This window comes from Pseudomonas sp. LBUM1646, from assembly GCF_059716165.1.
This window is the reverse complement of sequence record NZ_CP166810.1, coordinates 5,223,871-5,244,790: the sequence shown is the minus strand read 5'-3', so window position 1 is coordinate 5,244,790 and position 20,920 is coordinate 5,223,871. Positions and strand designations below refer to the sequence as shown.

The 20,920-nt window shown below is 56.9% G+C and carries 23 protein-coding genes; 9 read left to right on the top strand and 14 right to left on the bottom strand.

From position 1 onward, the window contains the following. Positions 1 to 107 precede the first annotated feature (107 nt). Positions 108 to 1,235: a glycerophosphodiester phosphodiesterase gene (locus ACA071_RS23880; protein WP_497641390.1), complete on the bottom strand. Its 1,128-nt coding sequence runs from the start codon at positions 1,233 to 1,235 to the stop codon at positions 108 to 110. 235 nt (positions 1,236 to 1,470) lie between these two features. Between ACA071_RS23880 and ACA071_RS23875 the strand changes: the two genes are divergently transcribed. Then, positions 1,471 to 1,797, top strand: coding sequence for a DUF2025 family protein (locus ACA071_RS23875; RefSeq protein WP_497641389.1), 327 nt, complete (start codon positions 1,471 to 1,473; stop codon positions 1,795 to 1,797). A gap of 66 nt (positions 1,798 to 1,863) precedes the next feature. Here the strand turns inward: ACA071_RS23875 and ACA071_RS23870 are convergent, their stop codons facing one another. Both ACA071_RS23870 and ACA071_RS23865 read right to left on the bottom strand, forming a co-directional pair. Then, positions 1,864 to 2,193 (bottom strand): antibiotic biosynthesis monooxygenase family protein, encoded by a 330-nt coding sequence (locus ACA071_RS23870; RefSeq protein WP_497641388.1) that lies wholly within the window; start codon positions 2,191 to 2,193, stop codon positions 1,864 to 1,866. Continuing rightward, a complete protein-coding gene (locus ACA071_RS23865; protein WP_497641387.1) occupies positions 2,190 to 2,897 on the bottom strand; it encodes a CTP synthase C-terminal region-related (seleno)protein in 708 nt (235 codons plus the stop codon). Before ACA071_RS23865 ends, ACA071_RS23870 begins: the two co-directional genes overlap by 4 nt. A gap of 15 nt (positions 2,898 to 2,912) precedes the next feature. On the opposite strand from ACA071_RS23865, the gene ACA071_RS23860 reads away from it, so the two are divergent. After that, entirely contained in the window at positions 2,913 to 3,863 is a 951-nt protein-coding gene (locus ACA071_RS23860; RefSeq protein WP_497641386.1) for a LysR family transcriptional regulator, read from the top strand. Positions 3,864 to 4,067: 204 nt separating this feature from the next. On the opposite strand, the gene ACA071_RS23855 is transcribed toward ACA071_RS23860, so the two are convergent. The 3 genes from ACA071_RS23855 to ACA071_RS23845 all read right to left on the bottom strand — a co-directional run bounded on the left by ACA071_RS23855 (position 4,068) and on the right by ACA071_RS23845 (position 6,497). Next, positions 4,068 to 4,613 (bottom strand): DUF1003 domain-containing protein, encoded by a 546-nt coding sequence (locus ACA071_RS23855; protein ID WP_497641385.1) that lies wholly within the window; start codon positions 4,611 to 4,613, stop codon positions 4,068 to 4,070. A 34-nt stretch (positions 4,614 to 4,647) separates the two neighbouring features. Beyond that, on the bottom strand, positions 4,648 to 5,730 hold the full coding sequence (locus ACA071_RS23850; protein WP_497641384.1) for a diguanylate cyclase: 1,083 nt from the start codon (positions 5,728 to 5,730) through the stop codon (positions 4,648 to 4,650). Positions 5,731 to 5,888: 158 nt separating this feature from the next. Beyond that, positions 5,889 to 6,497: a TetR/AcrR family transcriptional regulator gene (locus ACA071_RS23845; RefSeq protein WP_497641383.1), complete on the bottom strand. Its 609-nt coding sequence runs from the start codon at positions 6,495 to 6,497 to the stop codon at positions 5,889 to 5,891. A 215-nt stretch (positions 6,498 to 6,712) separates the two neighbouring features. Between ACA071_RS23845 and ACA071_RS23840 the strand changes: the two genes are divergently transcribed. Further along, entirely contained in the window at positions 6,713 to 7,762 is a 1,050-nt protein-coding gene (locus tag ACA071_RS23840; protein ID WP_497641382.1) for an MBL fold metallo-hydrolase, read from the top strand. 56 nt (positions 7,763 to 7,818) lie between these two features. On the opposite strand, the gene ACA071_RS23835 is transcribed toward ACA071_RS23840, so the two are convergent. Then, complete coding sequence (locus ACA071_RS23835) at positions 7,819 to 8,136, bottom strand: helix-turn-helix domain-containing protein (RefSeq protein WP_497641381.1); 318 nt, start codon at positions 8,134 to 8,136, stop codon at positions 7,819 to 7,821. 93 nt (positions 8,137 to 8,229) lie between these two features. Further along, a complete protein-coding gene (locus tag ACA071_RS23830) occupies positions 8,230 to 8,997 on the bottom strand; it encodes an AraC family transcriptional regulator (protein WP_497641380.1) in 768 nt (255 codons plus the stop codon). 112 nt (positions 8,998 to 9,109) lie between these two features. Here ACA071_RS23830 and ACA071_RS23825 point away from each other — a divergent pair, with 112 nt between their 5' ends. From ACA071_RS23825 to ACA071_RS23800, 6 genes are all read left to right on the top strand, one after another. After that, positions 9,110 to 9,919, top strand: coding sequence for a sulfite exporter TauE/SafE family protein (locus tag ACA071_RS23825; protein ID WP_497641379.1), 810 nt, complete (start codon positions 9,110 to 9,112; stop codon positions 9,917 to 9,919). 26 nt (positions 9,920 to 9,945) lie between these two features. After that, a complete protein-coding gene (locus ACA071_RS23820; RefSeq protein ID WP_497641378.1) occupies positions 9,946 to 10,638 on the top strand; it encodes a DUF6933 domain-containing protein in 693 nt (230 codons plus the stop codon). Positions 10,639 to 10,732: 94 nt separating this feature from the next. Then, complete coding sequence (locus ACA071_RS23815; protein WP_497641377.1) at positions 10,733 to 11,890, top strand: hypothetical protein; 1,158 nt, start codon at positions 10,733 to 10,735, stop codon at positions 11,888 to 11,890. Between the two features lie 34 nt (positions 11,891 to 11,924). Beyond that, on the top strand, positions 11,925 to 13,079 hold the full coding sequence (locus ACA071_RS23810) for a hypothetical protein (RefSeq protein WP_497641376.1): 1,155 nt from the start codon (positions 11,925 to 11,927) through the stop codon (positions 13,077 to 13,079). Between the two features lie 34 nt (positions 13,080 to 13,113). Beyond that, a complete protein-coding gene (locus ACA071_RS23805) occupies positions 13,114 to 14,208 on the top strand; it encodes a hypothetical protein (RefSeq protein WP_497641375.1) in 1,095 nt (364 codons plus the stop codon). Between the two features lie 45 nt (positions 14,209 to 14,253). Then, a complete protein-coding gene (locus ACA071_RS23800) occupies positions 14,254 to 15,414 on the top strand; it encodes a hypothetical protein (protein ID WP_497641374.1) in 1,161 nt (386 codons plus the stop codon). 3 nt (positions 15,415 to 15,417) lie between these two features. Here the strand turns inward: ACA071_RS23800 and ACA071_RS23795 are convergent, their stop codons facing one another. The 6 genes from ACA071_RS23795 to ACA071_RS23770 form a co-directional block, all read right to left on the bottom strand. Further along, entirely contained in the window at positions 15,418 to 16,401 is a 984-nt protein-coding gene (locus ACA071_RS23795; protein WP_497641373.1) for a hypothetical protein, read from the bottom strand. Between the two features lie 59 nt (positions 16,402 to 16,460). Beyond that, positions 16,461 to 17,174, bottom strand: a complete 714-nt coding sequence (locus tag ACA071_RS23790; protein WP_497641372.1) for an HNH endonuclease — start codon at positions 17,172 to 17,174, stop codon at positions 16,461 to 16,463. A gap of 120 nt (positions 17,175 to 17,294) precedes the next feature. Further along, positions 17,295 to 17,828 (bottom strand): BRO-N domain-containing protein, encoded by a 534-nt coding sequence (locus tag ACA071_RS23785; protein ID WP_497641371.1) that lies wholly within the window; start codon positions 17,826 to 17,828, stop codon positions 17,295 to 17,297. A gap of 374 nt (positions 17,829 to 18,202) precedes the next feature. Further along, positions 18,203 to 19,453: a ribonucleotide-diphosphate reductase subunit beta gene (locus tag ACA071_RS23780; RefSeq protein WP_169373513.1), complete on the bottom strand. Its 1,251-nt coding sequence runs from the start codon at positions 19,451 to 19,453 to the stop codon at positions 18,203 to 18,205. A gap of 515 nt (positions 19,454 to 19,968) precedes the next feature. Beyond that, a complete protein-coding gene (locus ACA071_RS23775; RefSeq protein ID WP_169373514.1) occupies positions 19,969 to 20,223 on the bottom strand; it encodes a hypothetical protein in 255 nt (84 codons plus the stop codon). A gap of 188 nt (positions 20,224 to 20,411) precedes the next feature. Then, positions 20,412 to 20,675 carry a DUF2790 domain-containing protein gene (locus ACA071_RS23770; protein ID WP_497641370.1) on the bottom strand — a complete coding sequence of 88 codons (264 nt, stop codon included), beginning with the start codon at positions 20,673 to 20,675 and terminating at the stop codon, positions 20,412 to 20,414. Positions 20,676 to 20,920: the final 245 nt, after the last annotated feature.

The following is a 20,920-nucleotide window of genomic DNA, read 5'->3' as shown; positions in this document are numbered from 1 at the left end:
ATTCATCGGCCGCCGCTAAAAGCACTCGCGCCCACAGGTTCAGCACAATCCTGTGGGCGCGAGCCTGCTCGCGAAGAAGTCGACGCAGTGTCGCTGCCCGATACCTATTAGTAGCCGTTGTTCTGCAGCAATTGCGCCACGGTGCCAGCCGCCGGGCGCTTGTAGAACTTCAGCAGTTCGCTGGCGCGGTTGGTGAAGATGCCGTCGACACCCGAATCCATCACCTTCTGGTAATCCACCGCGTCGTCGATAGTGTAGACGTGCACCAGCAGGCCCTGATCGTGGGTGAATTGGTTCATCCACGGCTTGACCAGGTCCGAATAGCTCTGATCACCGCCCTTGGTCAGCGCCGCCGAAGGGCCGGTGCCGATCGCGCCCTGGGCCTTGGCGTACTCGACCCATTGCTGGAATTCAGCTTTGTCTTTCGGCTCTTGCTTGGCGTAGTAAGTGGCTTTGTCCTTGTCGCCGGATTCGGCGAAAGTCACTTTGGATTTCGGCTCAATGCTGCCGTCACCGACCCACAGCAGCAGGATCTTCGGCACGTTCGGCATTTCTTTTTGCAGCAGTTCGAGGCTGCTCTTCTCGAAGGTTTGCAGCACGACCTTGCCTTTGCCCTGGCCGACCGCAATCTCGCTCTTCGCCAGTTTCGAACCGACCGGGCTCAGCCAGCCGCGATCCTGGAGTTTCTCCTTGAGGTCGCGTTCGATGCCGGGGAATTGCTTCGGCTCTTTGGTTTCGATGTACAGGCCCGGCTTGTGCAGCGGGTTGCCTTGGGCGATGTCGATAATTTCGTCGAGAGTCAGAATCTTCAGGCCGACGTAGGAAGGACGCGCGCGATCCGGGTAAGCGGCGTTGAACCAGCTGCCGGCATCGAGGGTTTTCAGTTCGGCAATCGTGAACTGGTTGGCCGGGGCGTCCTTGCGCTCAGGGAACTTGGTGGCAACGTCGGTGGTGCGCTGCAGGTTGTTGTCGTGCAGGGCGAACAGCACGCCGTCCTTGCTGCGCTGGAGGTCCATTTCCAGGTAATCGGCGCCCAGGTCGCGGGCCAGTTTGTAGGACGCGGCGGTGGATTCCGGGGCATCGAAGGACGCGCCGCGGTGGGCAATCACGGCCGGATGCGGAATGCCCAGCGTGGTCGCCCGCGCAGTGGGGCTGGGCTGTGTGGCGGCCTGTGCCTGGCCGAAGCCGAGCAACAGGCTCAGTACCAAGGCGCTCTTGGTGAAGGTAGCAGGCATGGTCGAGGTCCTTTCGCAGAGGTTTTCAAAGACGTACCTTTTAACAACTGAGCGCCGCGAGCGCTATCGCCAGACCGACATAAACGTGTTTAAAGCGATTTTTTTCAGCGCTTTTGTGCGGTTCTTTGCAGTACTCTTGGCGCGGCAGTTTCCCCGGCAGAGGGAAACCCGTTCCCCAACCCTTGCGTGTAAACCATCGATCACCGGTCCCTTTGCGACCTTTTGTGAGGTTTATATGCGCATCACTTCCCAGCTCATCTGCCAGGCCGCCGACCAACTCAAGGGCTTCGTCGGCCTCAATCGCAAGACCGGCCAGTACATCGTACGTTTCAGCGAAGACTCCTTCGGCATGGACGTGGCGGACGACGGCATTATTCCTGCCAGTGAGTTTGTCTGGGGACCGGGCCCCGAGCAGGCGATGACGCTTAAGCGCGAGCTGATTCAGTTGTTGCTGGACCAGAACATCGATGACCGGATCAATATTACCGAGCCGTTGCGGGTGTATATGAATCGGCTGGAAGTGCCGCAGATTTCGGCGGTTCGGAGTTTGGTGCGGGGTTAAAGTCAAAAGATCGCAGCCTTCGGCAGCTCCTACGAGTGCTGCCGAAGGCTGCTATCTTTTCTGCTGTTAAACCGGTTTTTCAAACCGATAGGCCCGCTCAACCCTGCACACCCGCGTATGGCAAGCCGCATACCACGTCGAGCGTCCACGCTCACGAATGGCGCTGTGCTCGGGGTGATGCTTCCAGGCCAGGATCGCCGCCTCACTGGTCCAATACGACACGGTAATCCCCAACCCGTCCTCGCCCCGGGCCGACTCGACACCGAGGAAGCCCGGTTGCTCGCGCGCCAGCTCGACCATGCGCCCGGCTGCCTCGGCGTAACCCTGATCACCGTCGGTGCGCAGGGAGGTAAAGATGACCGCGTAGTAGTGCGGTGATGGGGTATCGGCGATCATGGTTTTTGCCTCGCACAGGCTTCGATCAGGGCACCCACCAACGGCGGCAACGTACCTTTGAGCGCGGCACGTTCTGGCTGGAACAGGGTGGCGACGAAGAACGGGTGACCTTGCAGTTCCAACACCCGTAAATCGCCATTCGAATCGTGACCGACGGCGTTGAGTTGCCGGTTCAGCAGCGCCTGCTCGAATTGCGGATTCACTCCGAAACGGCAGCGATAGCCTTCGTGAATCTCGGATTTTTCATACGCCTTGGCGATCAACGAACCTTCAATCAGATGAATGCTGTCGACGGCTTCCACCAGCGAACATGACAGCGGAGTGAGCAATGCCCGTGCGGCATCGGGGGATGTCTCTCCGTGCTCGGCATCTGCCCAGCCCAGCACATTGCGCGCGTATTCCAGCACCGCGTGTTGAAAACCACCGCAGGTCCCGAGAAAGGGTCGCTGCTGTTCGCGAGCGAAGCGGATGGCCCGTAATGCGCCATTCATGTCGCGATAGGGGCTGGCGGGCACACACCAGAAACCGTCGAAATCATCTAGCGGGGTTTGGGCGCTGATGTGATCGGTGGCCAGCCATTGGAATTGCACGTCCAGGCCCGAGTGTTCGGCAGCCATGCCGAGGGCGATGGGGATGGCTTGGTGGGCGGTGACGTGCGGGTCGTAATCGCCGATCAGGGCGATGCGTATGACGGTGCTTTCCATGAGTGTTCTCTGCGCTTGTTGATTCCTTGCACCCACTATAGATTGGCGTTCACGCACTCAATATTGGCGTTATCCCAATTGATCAATGCACCGGCGCACTATCGGCTGGATTACCCGGACCTGGCCTTGATCCTTGCCCTGGTTCGCGGTGGCTCTCTGGCCCGGGCTTCACAGCTGTTAAAGGTCGACGTCTCGACGGTATTCCGGGCGGTGCGCCGACTGGAAGCTGCATTGGGTCAGCAACTGTTCGAAAAGAGCCGCGCCGGTTACCTGCCGACGACTTTGGCGCAGACCCTGGCCGAACAGGCAGAACGCGCCGAGCAAGCATTGGACGCGGCGCGTATCGGCGTGGAGCAGGGCGGTGAAATCATCAGCGGCACCGTGCGCCTGACGTGTACCGATTCAGTCCTGCAGGGTTTGCTGCTGCCGGCATTGGCGCAGTTCATGCCGTCCTACCCGGCACTCACCATCGAGCTCAGCACCTCCAATGACTTCGCGAACCTCAGTCGCCGGGATGCCGACATCGCCCTGCGCCTGACCCGCACACCGCCCGAGCACTTGGTTGGCCGATGTCTGGCGCAGGTGTCGTATCGGGTCTGTGGCAGCACGGCCTATTTGAAAACCGTTGATCCAACCGATCTGGCGTCGCTGACCTGGATCGCCCCGGACGACTTCCTGCCGGATCACCCGACCATCGCCTGGCGCCGCCAGCAATTGCCCGGCGTGGTGCCGGGTTATCGCTGCAACAGCATGTTGTCGGTGACGGAGTTGGTGCGGGCGGGGCTGGGTGTCGCGGCGTTGCCGGACTTTCTGATCGGCGATGGTTTGCAGTCGCTGACCGGGCCGTTGCAGGGTTATGACACGGCGCTGTGGTTGCTGACCCGGCCGGACTGCCGCGCCTTGCGCTCGGTGGTGACGCTGTTTGATGAATTGGGCCGGGCGCTGCGGTTAATGCCGGTCAGTTAAGTCTCCTCGCGATCTGTAGCCGCTGGCGAAGCCTGCGTTCGGCTGCGAAGCAGTCGTGAAATCAGCCGACGCGTTTCTTCAGGAAGACTGCGCGCTCAGGTTTTACGACTGCTTCGCAGCCGAACGCAGACTTCGCCAGCTGCTACATAAACCGTGTTTGGCTGGCGACCTTTTAATTGATCGGCATTTGGCGTTGCGTCTGCCTTAAATCGGGGTTTTGGGTCCGTCCTTGCGCACAAAGTGCTGATGCATTTCCGACGTCAGGTTTTCGATACGTTCGGTCAAGGTCTTGGTCATTTCGGTGAGGCGGGTGTTCTGTTCCAGCAGTTCCAGCAATTGTGTGGTGTGCTGCGCGGCTTGAGCCTGGCGATGGCTGTTGGCAACCGCCAAGGCTTCGCGGTGCTGCGCATCGGCTTCGGACTGGGCTTTGTCCCGTGCGGCCTGGCGGGTCTGGGCCAGCAGGATCAGTGGCGCGGCGTAGGCCGACTGCAGGCTGAACGCCAGGTTGAGCAGGATGAACGGGTACAGGTCAAAGTGCGCCACGCCGAACAAGTTAAGGCAAACCCAGAGCACCACGATCAGGGTTTGCGCCCCAAGAAACTTAGGGGTACCAAAGAACCGCGCAAACGCCTCGGCGCGCAGGGCGAATTTGTCATTGCCGAAGGTCGGCGCCAGGTGAGCATGAGGGCGGTGGAAGCGCAGGTGATCGACGGGGGCGGCGGGCTGGGTGTCGGACTTGGTTGAATTCATGGTGCGCTCGGCAGGGAGTCGGGACTTGGGGTCACTATAGTCCTGCGTAGGCGTCGGTTGTCTGAATCAATGTTGAATGGCTCGACGCCATACTAATCTTGTTACGACCGGTGTTTTTCGCGGTGTAGAGGGCTTTGTCAGCGTCGTTGAGCCAGGTAATCGCGTCGGCGAAAGGCGTTTGGTACGCGGCCAGGCCAATGCTCAGTTTCATTCGCAGTTCGGGCACTTGTGGGTGGCGATAGTCATTCAGCGCCTCGCGCAGGCGTTCCATGATTTCCCTGGCGTGCTGTAACGACATGTTGGGCAGGATCACGCAGAACTCGTCGCCGCCATAACGGCCAGCCAGATCACTTTCACGCAGGGTGCGCTTGAGCTCCACGCTCAATTGACGCAGCACCGTATCGCCGACGATATGCCCGTAGGTGTCATTGATCGCCTTGAAATGGTCGATGTCGATCAGGGCAATCACCGACGCGACCTGGTTCTGCCGGCACTGCTGGAATTTAACGTGCAACAGGTCCTTCCAGGCGCCGTGGTTGAGCAGGCCGGTCAAACTGTCGGTGCGGCTCAAGGCGCTCAGGGCGCGTTTGTGTTCGGCGAGTTTGAATGCCAGTCGATAACACACCATGCCCACCGCCAAGGGGTAAATGGTCAGCGACGGTATGCAGGCCCACACCTGGATCGGCGTGGCCGTCGGGGTAAAGCCGATGCCGAACAGTAGCCAGGCAATGATGACGCCGACCATTTGCGCCAGGGCACCCTGGAAGAAGAGTCTCGGGCCACCGGCTGCGACGTTGTTCATCGTCATCATGGACAGAATGGTGACGGTCACGATCGGGTTGAACTGAACGGCGGCCGCCCAGAAACCGCCGCACAGCGAATCGCCGATGATGTTGCGGCGTTCGGCCTGATAAGGAAACGGCGAACGGGTGGCCATCTGGTAGGCGAGATGGGGCCAGACGAAGCCATTGAGCAGCATCAGGACCCAGACCCATCCCGGCATGTTCAATGGATAAAGCGCGGCGGTCACACAGATACAGCCAATCCCCAGACCGACGGTTCTGGGCATGTAAATGCGTCGGGCAAACGAAAGGCCCTTGCCGCGTTGGTTTTCCATAATTCCCTGCGCCAGATTCATTCTGAAACACTTTGCGGTGTTTTATTCAGAGATACCGTTCATCGGTAAAGCGGCAGACATTGTCATTTATTCCAACGGGAATAATCAGTGTCCTTGGGAGCCATTTAACGGGAGCGCAGGCGTGGCAGAGACTTGATCTAGAGCTGATAACAGGCCAGGAACATGTCCATGGCCGACTCGACGACAGTGCTTTGTACTTCAGGCGAAAGGCCGGTCTGGCCCATGGAGATCTGCGGCCAGAACCCGAAGGACTTGAGCAATCCCTGGACCTGCTGCGCAGCAAACTCCGGGGCGACCGGTTTCAGTCGGCCATCGGCCTGGGCGGCGCGAATCCACAGGGTCAGGCCCTCTTCGCGCGCACCCATGCGGGTGATCATGTTCTGCGCGCGTTCGGGAGAATGGATGGTCGCGGCAATGGCGACGCGCGCCAAGTCGAGAAAGTTGTTGTCGCCCATCATCTGCATTTTCGCCAGCAGGAGCTGGCGCAGTTGATCGCGCAGGGGCAGGTCGGGGCGGTACGAGGTTTCCTGTTCTTCCGTCACCCGTGCCCATAACTGGTTGAGAATTTCGGCGAACAACTCTTCTTTGCTCGGGAAGTGGTTGTACACCGTGCGCTTCGACACGCCCGCGGTGGCGGCGATCTTGTCCATGCTGGTGATCTCGAAACCGTTGGTTCGGAATTCGGCAATCGCCGCCTGGATGATGGCTTCGCGTTTTCGGTCGGTGAGGCGCTGTGGAGCTGTCATAAGTACGCTTCGGCAGGAAAAAGTGGGAGTTACACTCGGCAGTTTACTTGTGATCGGGATTGATGCAACCTAGAAACTACACTGTGCAGTGTAATGCTGAGTTAATCCTGCACGGTGAAAAATAGAATCTCCGGCTGATGCGTGCGTGCCTTGGCCATTTATCGTCCCAAAGCGGAAAACCGTGAATTGCGCGGTTTTTCTGGAGTCATTCAGTCATGGCCATTACGACTTCCCTAACCGATAACGCTACCCAGCCTGAAGCTTCCCGTCAGGTAGAAGGGCACTTCCGAAATCACCAGCCGGTCCAGCGCGAAGGCTTTCGCAAAATGCTGCGCATCATGTGGAACATGATCTTCCACAAACCGCGCAGCACCCGCCCGAGCGCTGCCATCCCGGTACAACCCCTGACTCAAGCCGCGCTGATCGCCGCTCCCAACCACAGTGTCTACCGCCTCGGTCACTCCACCGTACTGCTCAAACTGCGAGACAAATTCTGGATCACCGACCCGGTCTTCGCCGAGCGCGCTTCACCGGTGCAATGGGCCGGCCCCAAGCGTTTCCACCAGCCGCCAATCAGCCTGGAAGAATTGCCGCCGATTGAAGCCGTGATCCTGTCCCACGATCACTACGACCACCTCGACTACAACGCTGTGCTCAAACTGGCGGATAAGACCAAGTACTTCCTCACGCCGCTGGGCGTTGGCGACACCCTGATCAAGTGGGGCGTTGATGCCAGCAAAATCCGCCAACTGGACTGGTGGCAGGGCACCGAAGTCGATGGCATTCAATTCATCGCCACACCGTCACAGCACTTTTCCGGTCGCGGCCTGTTCGATGGCAACAGCACGCTGTGGGCCTCGTGGGTCATGATTGACGGCAACACCCGAATCTTCTTCAGTGGCGATACCGGCTACTTCGACGGCTTCAAACGCATCGGCGAACAGTATGGCCCGTTCGACCTGACCCTGATGGAGACCGGTGCCTACAACGTCGAGTGGCCACACGTGCACATGCAACCCGAGCAAACCCTGCAAGCGCACATCGATCTCAAAGGGCGTTGGCTGCTGCCGATTCACAACGGCACCTTCGACCTGTCGATGCACGCCTGGTACGAACCCTTCGATCGCATCCTGGCGTTGGCCTGGGAGCGGAATGTGTCGATCAGCACGCCGCAGATGGGTGAAGCGTTCAACGTGATGTATCCGCAGCGTGGCAGACCGTGGTGGCTGGGGTTGGAAAGCGTTGGGGAGCAGGTGACGGCGTAGAGCGCCTGATGGTTTGACGCCGGGCCGCTTGCCATGAAAGCGGCCCGGCGGCCACCTCACTCAACCATCGCATAATCCGTCCGCGCCACCGGATTCGGCGTCGACCCTTTCACATTCATCCCTCTACCCGGCGCAAAACCCGGGAAGAACACCAACCCTTCCGACTCAAACCGATACGCCAATGCCAGCCTCGTGACATCCAATACATCGCGCTCGGCCTCGAATCGCTCGATGGCGTCCACGGAAACCCCGGATTCACGAGACAGTTCTTCCACGCTCCAGCCCAGCATTGCTCGGGCCTGGGCGCTGTGGGCCGGGGTGAATTGGAAGAGGGCGATACGTTCCAGGGTGATTTTCATCGCAAGAGAGGCCATGGTGTTCTCCGGGCTCGAGAGTGCTGATTCAAAATGTACTGTGTTTTTGTACAGTTGTTTTGGTCCCGGATCAAACGCATTTTTTGATTTGTGCTATTTCGCTGCCTCCATCCAGACGGACGGTGCCTGCCCCAGCACCCGGCGAAACATCGTTGAGAACGCCGCCGGGCTGTCATAGCCGAAATCCACGGCAATCCGCGTCACCGGCGTCCCCACCGCCAGCCGCGCCAGGGCCAGCACCACGCAGGCTTGTTGCCGCCACTGGCTGAAACTCATACCGGTCTGTTGGCGGAACAGGCGATTAAAGGTGCGCAGGCTGATGTGCAACTGATCGGCCCATTGCTGCGGCGCTTGATGGATGTTGGGCTGCTGGAGAAACGTCTGACACAACCCGAGCAATCGACCTTCGACGGGCAGCGGAATGTGCAACGGCAGATGAGCGCTGCGGGCCAGTTCATGTAGCAACAAGTCGATCAGCACACCATCGCGCCCGGCCTCGTCGTACGCCAGCGGAACCTCCACCGCCTCCATCAACAAGTGCCGCATCAACGGCGACACACTGATCACCTGGCATCGACTCCCCAAATCAACCGCCATCGGCTCGATGTACAAACTCCGTGTACTTACCCCCAGCATCAACACTTCATGGGCCACCCCAGCCGGAATCCACACCGCCCGCTGCGGTGGCACCACCCAATTGCCGTCGTGGGTGCTGACCTGCATCACGCCGGTGGCGCCATACAGGAGTTGGGCTCGCCGGTGTGTATGAAGGGGCAATACATGCCCGTGGGAATAATCCGTACCGATCGCCACCACTGGCCGTGGCGTGTCGTCCAGCAAATTGATCGAAACATTGCGCATCAAGCGGTATCCAGCGATTGGCGTAAACGCAAACATTATTGGCTGACTTGCTGAAGCAGGCCAAGCGGCATCGCTCTATCGTCGACCGCTCCCAACCATTGGACGATGCACGATGTTCTATCTCTTGCTGACACTCTTCGGCTGCATGACCGGTATCACCGCCGTACTGTTCGGTTTCGGCGGCGGCTTTGTCGTGGTGCCGCTGCTATACCGCATGCTCATGGCCAGCCATGGTGCTGATGACCCTGTCGGTCAATCGGCGATGCACATTGCCGTGGCCACTTCGACCTGCGTGATGATCGTCAATGCGCTGATCGCCACCCGAAAACATCACCGCGCCGGTAGTCTCATTCGCCATTACCTGTGGCCGTTGGGTGGGTACATCGGATTAGGCGCGATTATCGGCGCGGTTGCTGCGATGTGGGCCAATGGGGAGGTGATTCGCTATGCCTTCATCGCCTACCTCGGCATCACGATTCTGGACTGCCTGTTCAGGCGCGGTTTTCTCACACCCTCGGATAACGGAGTCCCACGACGATTGGGGAAGGTGGAGGTGTCTGGTGTAGGAATCGGCGCTATCGCAACCTTTCTCGGCGTGGGCGGCAGTGTCATGACCGTGCCATTGCTAAGGCGCTGCGGCCTGAGCATGTCGCAAGCCACGTCCATGGCCAATCCACTGAGTTTGCCCGTGGCCCTGGCCGGAACGCTGACTTACATGGCGATGGCCCATTTCACCGAGTTTGATCTGGGGCCGTGGTTTATCGGGTATGTGGATGTGTTGGCGTTTGCGATTTTGGCGGCTGGATCGATCATCGGCATGAGGCTGGCTACGCCTTGGATCGGGCGCATACCGGATCGCGTGCATGCGTGGGTCTACATCGGTTTGCTGCTTTTAGTGATGCTTGGTATATGGGTTAAATAAGCGCACCTGACTCTTGAGAGCCATTGATGTTGATCTTCAACTGTACCGAAGCCGCCAGCCAGTTTTTCAGCCGCGTCCAAAAGGGCAAAACAATAACGCCCATGGACTTTAATCCACCATCGCCCACCCCAGAAGAAGACGAGCCGGCTGACCTGACAGAGCAGTGGCTGCTCCACGCGATCACCGTACAGCGCAAACATGTGCTGTTCGTCATACACATCAAAACCCGTTACTGCATGATTTTCGCGGACGCGAAAAAGGCTGACGTTGACGGTTTTATCCAGCGCTTCTCTGAGCGCTGGCTCTACGGTCTGATGCGCCACGCGACCCAGAATGACCTTCTTCCATGGATAGACGGCGACCTCATGCAGCAGCGTTATGAGCAAGCCTGCAGCGAATATGTTTTCTATAAACGCAGGCATCGCGGTGCGCAAAAGCACATCGACGAAATCGCCTGGATTTTTCAGGATTATGCGGCCGAGTGGGGCGAGCTACCGCCTGACGAATACGTGGCTGGCCGCTTCGACGCTCAGATAAATGACACCCCGCGACGAAGTAAAGGCCATAAGGACTATTACTGGCCCGATGAAGAAATGGTTGCGCACTGGATGCGCATCTACTCAGCTCAGGATGAGCAAGGTGTTCAGGCTGCGCGTGATCGACGTCAAGAAGTGAAGCGCGAGATTCGGGAGTTGAAGCGGCAGTTTGAGCAAGGATGATCGAACTTCGCCGTATCGATTGTTTGACGTCTCTTCGCCATAATCCGCGCTAATTTCCAGCGGGCAGACGCTCGCTTCGTTCAAGGATGATTTGATGTTCAACGGATTGTGTCGTCTGACTGGCGTTATCGCGCTGGCGTGCTCAATGTTTTCTACGTCGCTGTGGGCTGAAAACAGCGCTCAGGTGTACACCGGAACCTTGGGCAAAACGCCGATTGTGCTGGAGATGTACCCTGACACGGGAAGTGGCCGCTACTTCTACCAGAAGTACCGCAAGGATCTGGTGCTCAGCGGCACAAAGGAAGGGAACGCCCTTGTTCTCAAGGAGGGTGAAGAACCTTACGGCGAGGACAAGCCGCGCCCGACAATTCGCTTGCAACCCACGCCTGAAGGCTGGGCCGGCGAATGGATCAGCCCTGAAGGTAAAGTGCTGAAGATCGAGTTGGAGCGAGCCAAACGCCCACCACTACCCGCCAATACTTTGCCCTATCTAACCAGGCTCCATGATCAGGAACCTTATGAGTATCTGCGCCTGCAAGGTCTGAAACTCAAACAAGGCAAGACCGAGACGTTCAACGGCTATTCGTTGCAGTGGTGGAGTGAGCCGCAGACGAAGTTGACGATATTTGAAGTGGTTTCCGGCTATACCCCTGAAGCGCGCGATCGCATTAATCGGCTGTTGATGGATCGATTGTGGCGGGAAGTGGTGGGGTACTACGGGTGTCTCGCTGGCGGTAGTGATACGTCGCTTATCCAAGCGATGACACCGCTGCTGATCACCTCATCGGTTATCAGCTTGAACGTTGAAACCGTGGGGCGTTGTGGCGGCCAGCACCCGGATTACAGCGAGGCTCCCATTAACCTGGATGCCAAAACCGGTAAGTCCCTGACACTAGAGGACGTCCTCTGGGTCGGGCAGGGCAAACCGCTGCATTACGAAGAACTGAATGACGAACAAGCCCCGGACGCGCGCGAAGTTTATTCCGAGTACCGCATCCAAAAACTTGCACCTTGGCTAGTCGAACAGTTGCATAAGCTTCATCCCGATCAGATACCTGGCAGCGACGAGAACTGTGCTTACGGCGAAGAGGACCGTTGGGTTCTCCCTACTTGGTATTTCACTGAAAAAGGAATCAAGTTAGAGCCTTACTTCTCTCATGCGCAAGCGCCGTGTGGGCATGTGGAGTGGAGTGTTTTGCCCTATAGCCTCATCAAACAACACCCTGGCGGCGTCGCCCTGCAACTGCCCTAAGGCTGGATATGGCCATTTACCCAAGGAAGATTTGATGTTTAAAGGATTGCGCTGGTTGGCCGGAGTTGTCGTAACGGCATGCTTAACGTTTTCGCCTGTGATTTGGGCTGACGCCAGCACTCAGGTCTACACCGGGACTTTGGGTAAAATGCCGATTGTGCTGGAAGTGAATCCTGACTTTGGTGAAGGTCGTTACTTCTACCAAAAGTATCGCAAGGACTTGGTTCTCAGCCTTACGAAAGAAGGGGAAATACTTGTACTGGAGGAGGGCGGCGAGAGCCAGCCTCACCCGACCATGCGCCTGCAACCCACGCCGGATGGCTGGTCTGGCGAGTGGACCAGTGCCAAGGGCAAAGTGCTCAAGATGGAGCTGCAGCAAGCCAAACTTGCGCCAGTGGCCGCCGATACCTTGCCCTATCTCGTCCAACTTCATGACAAGTGGCCTTACGAATACCTGCGCTTGCTAGGCATGAAACTCAAACAAGGCCAAACCGAAAACTTCATGGGCTACACGCTGCAATGGTGGAGCGAGCCGCAATCAGAAGTGCAACTGTTCGAAGTTGTTTCGGGTTATCCCGCTGAAGTGCTTCAACGCATCAATCAGCGATTAATGGCGCGTTTGTGGCAGGGCGTCGGGAATACTTTCGGGTGCACGGTCGATGGTGCGCCGGGTTCCTATTTTCAAATAAGTCATCCCGTATGGATGTCTCCTTCGGTGATGAGCGTCTTTACCTTCACCGACTTCTATTGCGGTGGTCTTCATCCGAACCAGGACAACGAATCGCTCAATTTCGATACCAAGACTGGCAATGCCCTGACGCTTGATGATGTGCTGTGGGTGGGGCAGGGCAAACCAGTGCATTTCGAAGAGGGCTTCGATTACTCATCCCCAGCATCTCACGCTCATTCCGAATATCGTACTAAGGAGCTGGCGCCGTGGCTGGTAGCGCAATTACTCAAACTCAACCCCAACGAAATGACGGCAAAGCCTGAAGTGGAGGAGAACGATTGCGTCTACAACGACAATGACCTTTGGAGTTACCCACTCTGGTACTTCACCGAAATAGGCCTCAAGTTGGAGCCTGCTTTTGTTCACGCTGCGGCCGTGTGCCGAGACATTGACTGGAGCGTTCTGCCTTACAACCTCGTCAAACAACACCCCGGCGGCGTAACCCTGCAACTTCCCTAAGAAAGCCCGCAGCCATTTACTCAAGGATGATTTGATGTTCAAAGGATTGTGTCATTTGACCGGCGTTATCGCGCTCATGTGCTCGGCGGTTTCAACTGCTGTGGGGGCCGGTAGTGGCAAGCAGGTTTACACCGGAACACTCGGCCATTCGCCGATTGTGGTGGAGCTGAACACCGATAACGCCAAGGACGTGAGTGGCCGCTACTTCTATCAAAAGTTTCGCAAGGACTTACTCCTTGGCGGCGAAAAGGACGGCGACGCGCTGGTGCTAAATGAAGCCAGCGACCGCAATCATGAAAATACCCCGCATCCGAACCTTCGTCTTCAATCCACCCCGAATGGATTGTCCGGAGAATGGACCAGTCTCCAAGGCAAAGTCCTGAAGATCGAATTGTCGCAAGCCAAAATCCCGCCAATCCCTGCCAACACCTTGCCCTTTCTCGCCACGCTCCATGACTTGGCGCCATACGACTACCTGCGCCTGCAAGGCATGAAACTCAAACAAGGTAAAACTGAAGTGTTCATGGGCTACACACTGCAATGGTGGAGCGAACCGCAATCCAAAATGTCGCTGTTTGAAGTGGTGTCGGGTTACCCCGCCGAACAACGTCAGCGCATCAATCAACAGTTGATGGAGCGTTTATGGCAGCAAGTCGTCAACTTTCATGAGTGCCTCACCGAGTACGGCGTGACCACCTACAGCCAATCGGCGACTCCATTGTGGATGTCACCGTCGGTGCTCAGCGTGAACATCACCGCCGAGTCCAACTGCGGCGGGAATTATTCGGATGAGAACGATATACCGTTCAATCTCGATACCAGAACAGGCAAGACCCTGAGCCTGGAAGATGTACTGGGCGAACCCAAAGACTTGGCGCCATGGCTGGTGGCGCAACTGCGTACGCTCTACCCCGAGGAAGTTACCACTACAACTGATCGTAACGATGGTTGCGTCTATGGCGAAGAACAGTCCTGGGTTTCCCCTGCCTGGTACTTCACCGACAAAGGCATCAAGTTGCTGCCGGTCTTTGCTCACAACCAGGCCATGTGCCGCAACGTGGAGTGGAGCATCCTGCCCTACAGTCTGATCAAACAACACCCTGGCGGTTTAGCGCTGCAACTGCCTTAACGTTGCCCACCGCCAACTCCCGTTTGCTTATCCAAGGAAGATTTGATGTTTAAAGGTCTGTTGCGTCTCGTACCTTGCGCCACTTTGTTTCTTACGCTGGTCTCAACCGCCCATGCCGAATTCGGCGGGCAGGTGTTCACCGGCACCCTGGGCAAGATGCCGATTGTCTTGGAAGTGAACACCCGCGACGCGAGCGAAGTGACTGGCCGTTATTTCTACGAGAAATTCCATCGCGACCTGGAACTGAGCGGAACGCTGCAGGACAAGACTCTGACGCTCAACGAGGGCAACAATCGCTATGGCGAGGACAAACCCCTGCCAACCCTCAAGCTGAAACAAACCGCCAATGGCTGGCAGGGCGAATGGAAAAGCCCCAAGGGCAAGACCCTTGCGGTGCAGTTGACCGAGGCCAAACTCCCGGCCCCGGCGGCGGACGCCTTGCCCTTCATTGCCGCGCTACCAAAAAAAGATCCTTACGAGTACCTGCGCCTGCAAGGGCTGAAGCTCAAACCTGGCAAGAAAGAAACGTTCATGGGCTACGGCCTGCAGTGGTGGAGCGAGCCTGAGTCCAAGGTCTCGCTGTTCAGCGTCGAATCCGGCTATGCCAAAGCCGATCTGGATCGCGTCAATCAACAGCTGCTGGGGCGACTCTGGAGCGAGGCCATCGACTATTACGGCTGCCAGCTACGGGGCGGGGAGAATGCCGAGTTCGAACAAGGCGCCACCCCTACATACCTGTCGCCGGACGTGGTCAGCGTGAGCATCTCCATCGGCTACGACTGCGGTGGTGCGCATCCGGACTTTGGCGACTCACCGCTTAATTTCGACGTTCATACCGGCCAAGTCTTATCGCTGACCGACGTGCTATGGATTGGCGAGGCGGATAAACCTGCGACGGCAACCATCAGCGACGCGCAAGCCAGCGAACAACGGGACGTTTTGGTGCCTTGGTTGATTGAACAGTTCACCGCGCTCTACCCGGATGAAATGAAAAAACCGGTTGAAGGCGACGAAGACACCTGCGACTACACCGACGAAAACATCTGGGGCTACTCCGACTGGCACTTCACCGCGAAGGGCTTGTACCTGGGCGCCTACTTCGCCCGTTACCAACGGGGCTGCGACTCGCCGGACTGGTCAGTGCTGCCGTACTCGCTGGTCAAACAGCACCCCGGCGCGCTGAAGCTGGAACTGCGTAACGGTTAATCCCTACTCCAACCCCGGCGCTTCACGAACAATAAAGTGATCCAGGTTCTCGATATTCGCACTGAACACCCCGAACGTCTGTTCGGGGTTTTTCTTGCTCGGCACCTGCTTCAACTCCGGCGTCACGCCATAGAAGAAACAGAACAATTCCTTCCCACTTTCGATGGCGTGCTTGATCTCTTCCAGAAACGCCTTGCGCTTGCGGTAGTTGTCGATCAGCTTCTTGCTCAAATAAACATTCACCGAATAAGGCTTCTTCTTCGTCTCATCCGCCTGCTTGAACCAGACCTTCTGCTCGAAATCTATGCGAAAACTCTGGGTGTAATCCTTGATCTCCTTGATCTTGCCCCAGTAAATCAGCCCCTTGTTGTCCGTCAGGTATTCAATCTTCTTGAAGAACGACCCATAAGGCGCCGTATGCTCGCCAATCTTCAGCGGCATGCGCTTGAGCAACTCCCTGTCCTCGAAGTTCGACACAAAACACTCCACCGGATGGGCGAAGACACTGGTCTTGTCCGGCGCCGACTCACGGGTTGGGTGTTCCGTGTGGCTGTCCGCTGTAATGGGTTTTACGTCATCCCTTAATACATCCGCCGCCACCGCGGGAGACGACAGCTTGCGCACATACTCACGCCGAGCCAGTAACAACTCCGACGGAAAATGCTCCTCGCGACCGTCATCCGTTTCCGCACCCTCCGCCTCAAGCCCCGACGCCGGCGTCTTCAGACTGACATAAGGACAATCCGCCACATGCCGCGTGCTGGGCGTGTTCTTGAAGTGCGGGGTGCGAACGTAATTCACATTCTTGGCGTTGAACGTCGTCAACACATTCGTCGCATTGAAGGCCGCCCTGCAGGCGTCATTGGGACATTGGAAGTGTTCCTTGGCGGAATCGAACTCCATCGTCTCGTCGAAATTCAAATCCCGCACGTCATAGATCGACAGCTTGTCGTCGAGGCTGAGGCAGTAGGCGAGGTCGAATTTCATGGTGGGCTCGGGTCCTTGAGTGGGGGAGGGTATTAATAGCGGGAGGCGGTGCAAATTTATTACTCGCGCTCCAACCTTCCTATCGTCTGATACAGCGACTCCGTGAACGCATCTTTATCACTTGAGTGGTGGCAACGCTGGTGACAGTTGGGGCATAGCGCCACAACATTCGTCCAAAGATCCGTACCGTCTTGCGCCAAGTGCTTCACGTGATGCACCTCAAGAAACGGTCGACCATCCTTTTCAAACGGAGCAGGGTTGCGACAGCCTTCGCATTTGCCTTCGGCCTGTTGACGTACCCAAGCCCTCAATTCCGGATCGCGAACGTAGGACTTTCCGCTGGACTGAATCTGTATGGGTTTTTTAATCCCTTTCGGCACATCGAGAATCGGTCGTCGTTCGAGTTTGGCAGCTCGTTGCTCCAGTGTTGCCTCGTCCGCAGTCGGAGCAAAATCTTCGGGTGTCAAAATGCTTGAAGCGCTGAGCGCTCTACGAATGCTGCGCGCAACATTCGCGCCGACATTCTTGGCCGGTTTGTAGCCCTCAATGCGAGCACGATCCAGTTCGACCAGCACCGTAGAGATATTCTGCATCCGAAACTCAACCGATCCTTTAGTCCGACCGGCTAAGGCTCCCTCGCGCAGGATGCGATTTTCCTCAGTCTTAACGACTTTCTGACCGCTCTGCTCGCGGGACAACATGCTGAGATAGGCATCGACCGCAGCCTGAATCTCCACGTCAGTCCAATCGCTGTTGCTCTTTTCCGTATCCATACAATCGCCGAGGGTTGAAAACCCTCGGACGATACTGAGTGGCCATTACGGCTGTCTACGAAAATTCCTACAGAACAGACCGACGTGTCGCTCAAGCGATCCTACAAAGACACCGCCGCACTAACCCACCGATTGCTTCGAAGACTGAAACACCTCCAAAACCTTCCGCCACCAAGGCTTAACCACTGGTACCCGCCGCCGCGTGCGATTGAGCAATAGATAAGGCATGTCCCGCAGCCGAATCCAGCCTTCATCCTGCCAATGCAAAAGGCTCAACGACATCTCTGGCCAATCCAACAAGCTCAACATCGGCCGATCAGAATTCTTCGATTGCCTAGCGTCGCGCAAGGCCGGCACCACCTGATGTGTCAGCCACTCACGCAGCAACCGATTCCCCGGCGCGTAGTGATAGACCAGCAATGCATAGACGCCGGACTCGCTGAGCATTAGCCGCTTCTCTGGTTGACCGTGGTAGTCAATCAGCAGCGTATGGCGCTGATCCTCATCCAGTTTGCTGACCACTCGATCATTCAGATGAAAGCCCATTAAGCGACCCAGATCGCGGGCGCAGAACCATGGCTGGTTTTCCAGGAGGAGGGCGTGAAGGTCTAGGTTTTGGCGGATGAAGACGGTGGGTATGAAGGGTTCAGACATGGCCGATCTCCAAAGAAGCGGGAGAGCGGATGGGGTGTTGTGTGGGCATATCCATTACCTCTACGAATGAATTGGATAGAGCCAGAACCCAACATAGAGGATGTAAGAAATCCCAACAGGCAGTCTCTTCCACACAAGCTCGCGTATATGTCTTCAACACGCGGTTCTGTGTGAGTAAGTCAGCTTCTACGTTGGGCGTTTCTTAGGCACCTGGATTGAGCTTAGAGGTGCATTGACTTGGCATCAATCGGGAAAGTGCTGGAAGTGCTGTAGGAGTTTTAGCGAAGTGATGTAGGGACGAGCAAGGGTTTCTTCTAGGCAATAAAAAGCCCCGATTAGATCGGGGCTTTCAGGTTATCGATTAGCCTCAGGAGTTAATCCCAGCTAAGCGCCCCACCAGTCTGATACTCAATAACCCGAGTCTCAAAGAAATTCTTCTCTTTCTTCAAGTCCATAATCTCGCTCATCCAAGGGAACGGGTTAGTCGTCCCTGGATACTCTTCTTTCAAACCGATCTGCGACAAACGACGGTTAGCGATGAACTTCAGGTAGTCCTCCATCATCGCCGCATTCATCCCCAACACCCCACGAGGCATGGTATCGCGAGCGTATTCAATCTCCAGCTGAGTCCCCTGCAGAATCATCTGCGAGGCCTCTTCCTTCATTTCAGCATCCCACAAATGTGGGTTTTCGATTTTGATCTGGTTGATCACGTCGATGCCGAAGTTCAGGTGCATGGATTCGTCGCGCAGGATGTATTGGAACTGCTCGGCGACGCCGGTCATTTTGTTGCGTCGGCCCATGGAGAGGATTTGGGTGAAGCCGCAGTAGAAGAAGATGCCTTCCAGGACGCAGTAGTAGGCGATCAGGTTGCGCAGCAGTTCTTTGTCGGTTTCGACGGTGCCGGTTTCGAACTTCGGATCGGAGATCGAGCGGGTGTATTTGAGGCCCCAGGTGGCTTTTTTCGCGACCGATGGGATCTCGTGGTACATGTTGAAGATTTCGCCTTCATCCATGGCCAGCGATTCGATGCAGTACTGGTAGGCGTGGGTGTGGATCGCTTCTTCGAAAGCCTGGCGCAGGATGTATTGGCGGCATTCCGGGTTGGTGATCAGGCGGTACACGGCCAGGACCAGGTTGTTGGCAACCAGGGAGTCGGCGGTGGAGAAGAAGCCGAGGTTGCGCATGACGATGCGGCGTTCGTCGTCGGTCAGGCCTTCCGGGTCTCTCCAGAGGGCGATGTCGGCGGTCATGTTGACTTCTTGCGGCATCCAGTGGTTTGCGCAACCGTCCAGGTATTTCTGCCAGGCCCAGTCGTACTTGAAGGGTACGAGTTGGTTGAGGTCGGCGCGGCAGTTGATCATGCGCTTTTCGTCGACGGCAACACGGGCGGAGGCGCCTTCGAGTTCGGCCAGGCCTTCGGCAACGTCGAGGTTGTCCAGGGCAGCCTTGGCACGGGCGATGGCGGCGGAGTCGGATGCGGTCACGGCACGCGCTTCTTGGGCGGCAACGCCACCGGCGGTGTCGAGGCGGTCCATGTTGGCTTCAGTCGCGTGGCCAGCGTTGGCGCCTTTTACGGCTACTTCGCCCGTGTCTTCTTTGTCGAATTCGTCCCAGCTCAGCATGACGTGTCGTCTCCTGCGTGAGGGCCAGATTGCCCGTGTGATGGTTTTTCACACGGTCGTACTGACCGCGTTGGATCTAAAGGAATCGTTTTTTGCGGCAGCTATACGCAGGCATCAAACAGAATTTTGTCCGGGTTCCGAAGCCACTGATGGGCGCAGAGGAATGAATCGCTTCTGCGTGGGGCTTCAGACTGGCAGTCTTATCCCTGTAAGGGAATATTGCAGGCCCGTTTAACGCCGCATTATAGGGAAAAAAACAGGGCTGTGGTGCGACGAAATGGCACTGAGAACGGACGGCGGGGGAGGTTTTTTGGTCGGAGCGAGGGTTTACAGGGCTTTGGCTGGGTATCGCGGGGGCAGATTTTTTTTCATTAAATTTAGCGCGTTGGTTTTTTTGCTCAAAAAACAGCCAGAAAACCGGTTTTTCACTACATGTTGTGTTTTGAAGCGCTTTTCGATGGCTCCAGACACAACTGAGCCCGACCGAAGTCGGGCAGTGATGATTCAGCCAAATGTCAGCTGAAAGTCGCCGAGTTGGTGCGTTCAAAACCGTCAGCAGCGAAGGTTGCCGAACCGGTCTTGTCGTAGCCGTCTTCAGCAACGGTGGCGGAACCGGTGCGATCGTAGCCATCAGCAGCAACAGCGGCGGAACCGGTGCGATCGTAACCGTCAGCGGCAACAGCGGAGCCGGTGCGGTCAAAACCATCAGCAGCGAAGGCGCTACCGGCCAGTACGGAGAGGGTCAGGGCGAGGATCAGTTTGGTTTTCATGTGAGTGGCTCCAGGTTCGTTGGCGTTGTGTGCCTTGGGTGTGGAATGGATACTACGCCAGCTATTTTGATTAAAAAGCGCAAATAATCGCACTAAACAATCGTATTTGTAGATGTATTCGGTTCGGCGCTTCATCTGCCTTAAAGAGCGGGCGGGTGGGTCGAACCGTTAAGGGGGGGGCGGGAAGATCAGCCGTTAGAGCAGCCGTTACCCATGACGCTATAACGCAGGATGTGGCGCTGACCTTTGGAGTCGTCGTATTCCATTTTCATCGGAACCACTTCGCACACGTTCGGGACTTCGCTCATGGACACCACGTTGGCGATGTCCAGGTGGGTGGAGTAAGTGTATTCCTCGACCACGGGTTGTTGCTGTGCGACATCAGTCGGGACCTCGTCTGCCATGGCGGTTGCGCACAGGCTGCTGAGGGCCAGAACTAATAAAGCTTTCATTTCAGTTTTACCTTTCTAAAGTCGTGAGGGGTCACGCAATCTTTTTGGGATTGCGTGTGGAACTTCAGTACTTGGTTTTTTGATTAACTGCCTTCGTGGGGGCTGCAACTTGGTTAATCAGGGGTGCCTTGTTGGCGAGGCTGATTTTAGGCGTGGGGTCTGCATTCATATACCCATGGTTTTGATAAACACCTTTCGCGATTCCCGTAACAATCGCGCGAAAAGCAAATGTTCGCAGGCCGCTG

Coding starts and splice junctions, on each gene's coding strand:
- ACA071_RS23880 (WP_497641390.1), bottom strand. CDS start 1,235: ATGCCTGCTACCTTCACCAAGAGCGCCTTGGTACTGAGCCTGTTGCTC.
- ACA071_RS23875 (WP_497641389.1), top strand. CDS start 1,471: ATGCGCATCACTTCCCAGCTCATCTGCCAGGCCGCCGACCAACTCAAG.
- ACA071_RS23870 (WP_497641388.1), bottom strand. CDS start 2,193: ATGATCGCCGATACCCCATCACCGCACTACTACGCGGTCATCTTTACC.
- ACA071_RS23865 (WP_497641387.1), bottom strand. CDS start 2,897: ATGGAAAGCACCGTCATACGCATCGCCCTGATCGGCGATTACGACCCG.
- ACA071_RS23855 (WP_497641385.1), bottom strand. CDS start 4,613: ATGAATTCAACCAAGTCCGACACCCAGCCCGCCGCCCCCGTCGATCAC.
- ACA071_RS23850 (WP_497641384.1), bottom strand. CDS start 5,730: ATGGAAAACCAACGCGGCAAGGGCCTTTCGTTTGCCCGACGCATTTAC.
- ACA071_RS23845 (WP_497641383.1), bottom strand. CDS start 6,497: ATGACAGCTCCACAGCGCCTCACCGACCGAAAACGCGAAGCCATCATC.
- ACA071_RS23840 (WP_497641382.1), top strand. CDS start 6,713: ATGGCCATTACGACTTCCCTAACCGATAACGCTACCCAGCCTGAAGCT.
- ACA071_RS23835 (WP_497641381.1), bottom strand. CDS start 8,136: ATGGCCTCTCTTGCGATGAAAATCACCCTGGAACGTATCGCCCTCTTC.
- ACA071_RS23830 (WP_497641380.1), bottom strand. CDS start 8,997: ATGCGCAATGTTTCGATCAATTTGCTGGACGACACGCCACGGCCAGTG.
- ACA071_RS23825 (WP_497641379.1), top strand. CDS start 9,110: ATGTTCTATCTCTTGCTGACACTCTTCGGCTGCATGACCGGTATCACC.
- ACA071_RS23820 (WP_497641378.1), top strand. CDS start 9,946: ATGTTGATCTTCAACTGTACCGAAGCCGCCAGCCAGTTTTTCAGCCGC.
- ACA071_RS23815 (WP_497641377.1), top strand. CDS start 10,733: ATGTTCAACGGATTGTGTCGTCTGACTGGCGTTATCGCGCTGGCGTGC.
- ACA071_RS23810 (WP_497641376.1), top strand. CDS start 11,925: ATGTTTAAAGGATTGCGCTGGTTGGCCGGAGTTGTCGTAACGGCATGC.
- ACA071_RS23805 (WP_497641375.1), top strand. CDS start 13,114: ATGTTCAAAGGATTGTGTCATTTGACCGGCGTTATCGCGCTCATGTGC.
- ACA071_RS23800 (WP_497641374.1), top strand. CDS start 14,254: ATGTTTAAAGGTCTGTTGCGTCTCGTACCTTGCGCCACTTTGTTTCTT.
- ACA071_RS23795 (WP_497641373.1), bottom strand. CDS start 16,401: ATGAAATTCGACCTCGCCTACTGCCTCAGCCTCGACGACAAGCTGTCG.
- ACA071_RS23790 (WP_497641372.1), bottom strand. CDS start 17,174: ATGGATACGGAAAAGAGCAACAGCGATTGGACTGACGTGGAGATTCAG.
- ACA071_RS23785 (WP_497641371.1), bottom strand. CDS start 17,828: ATGTCTGAACCCTTCATACCCACCGTCTTCATCCGCCAAAACCTAGAC.
- ACA071_RS23780 (WP_169373513.1), bottom strand. CDS start 19,453: ATGCTGAGCTGGGACGAATTCGACAAAGAAGACACGGGCGAAGTAGCC.
- ACA071_RS23775 (WP_169373514.1), bottom strand. CDS start 20,223: ATGAAAACCAAACTGATCCTCGCCCTGACCCTCTCCGTACTGGCCGGT.
- ACA071_RS23770 (WP_497641370.1), bottom strand. CDS start 20,675: ATGAAAGCTTTATTAGTTCTGGCCCTCAGCAGCCTGTGCGCAACCGCC.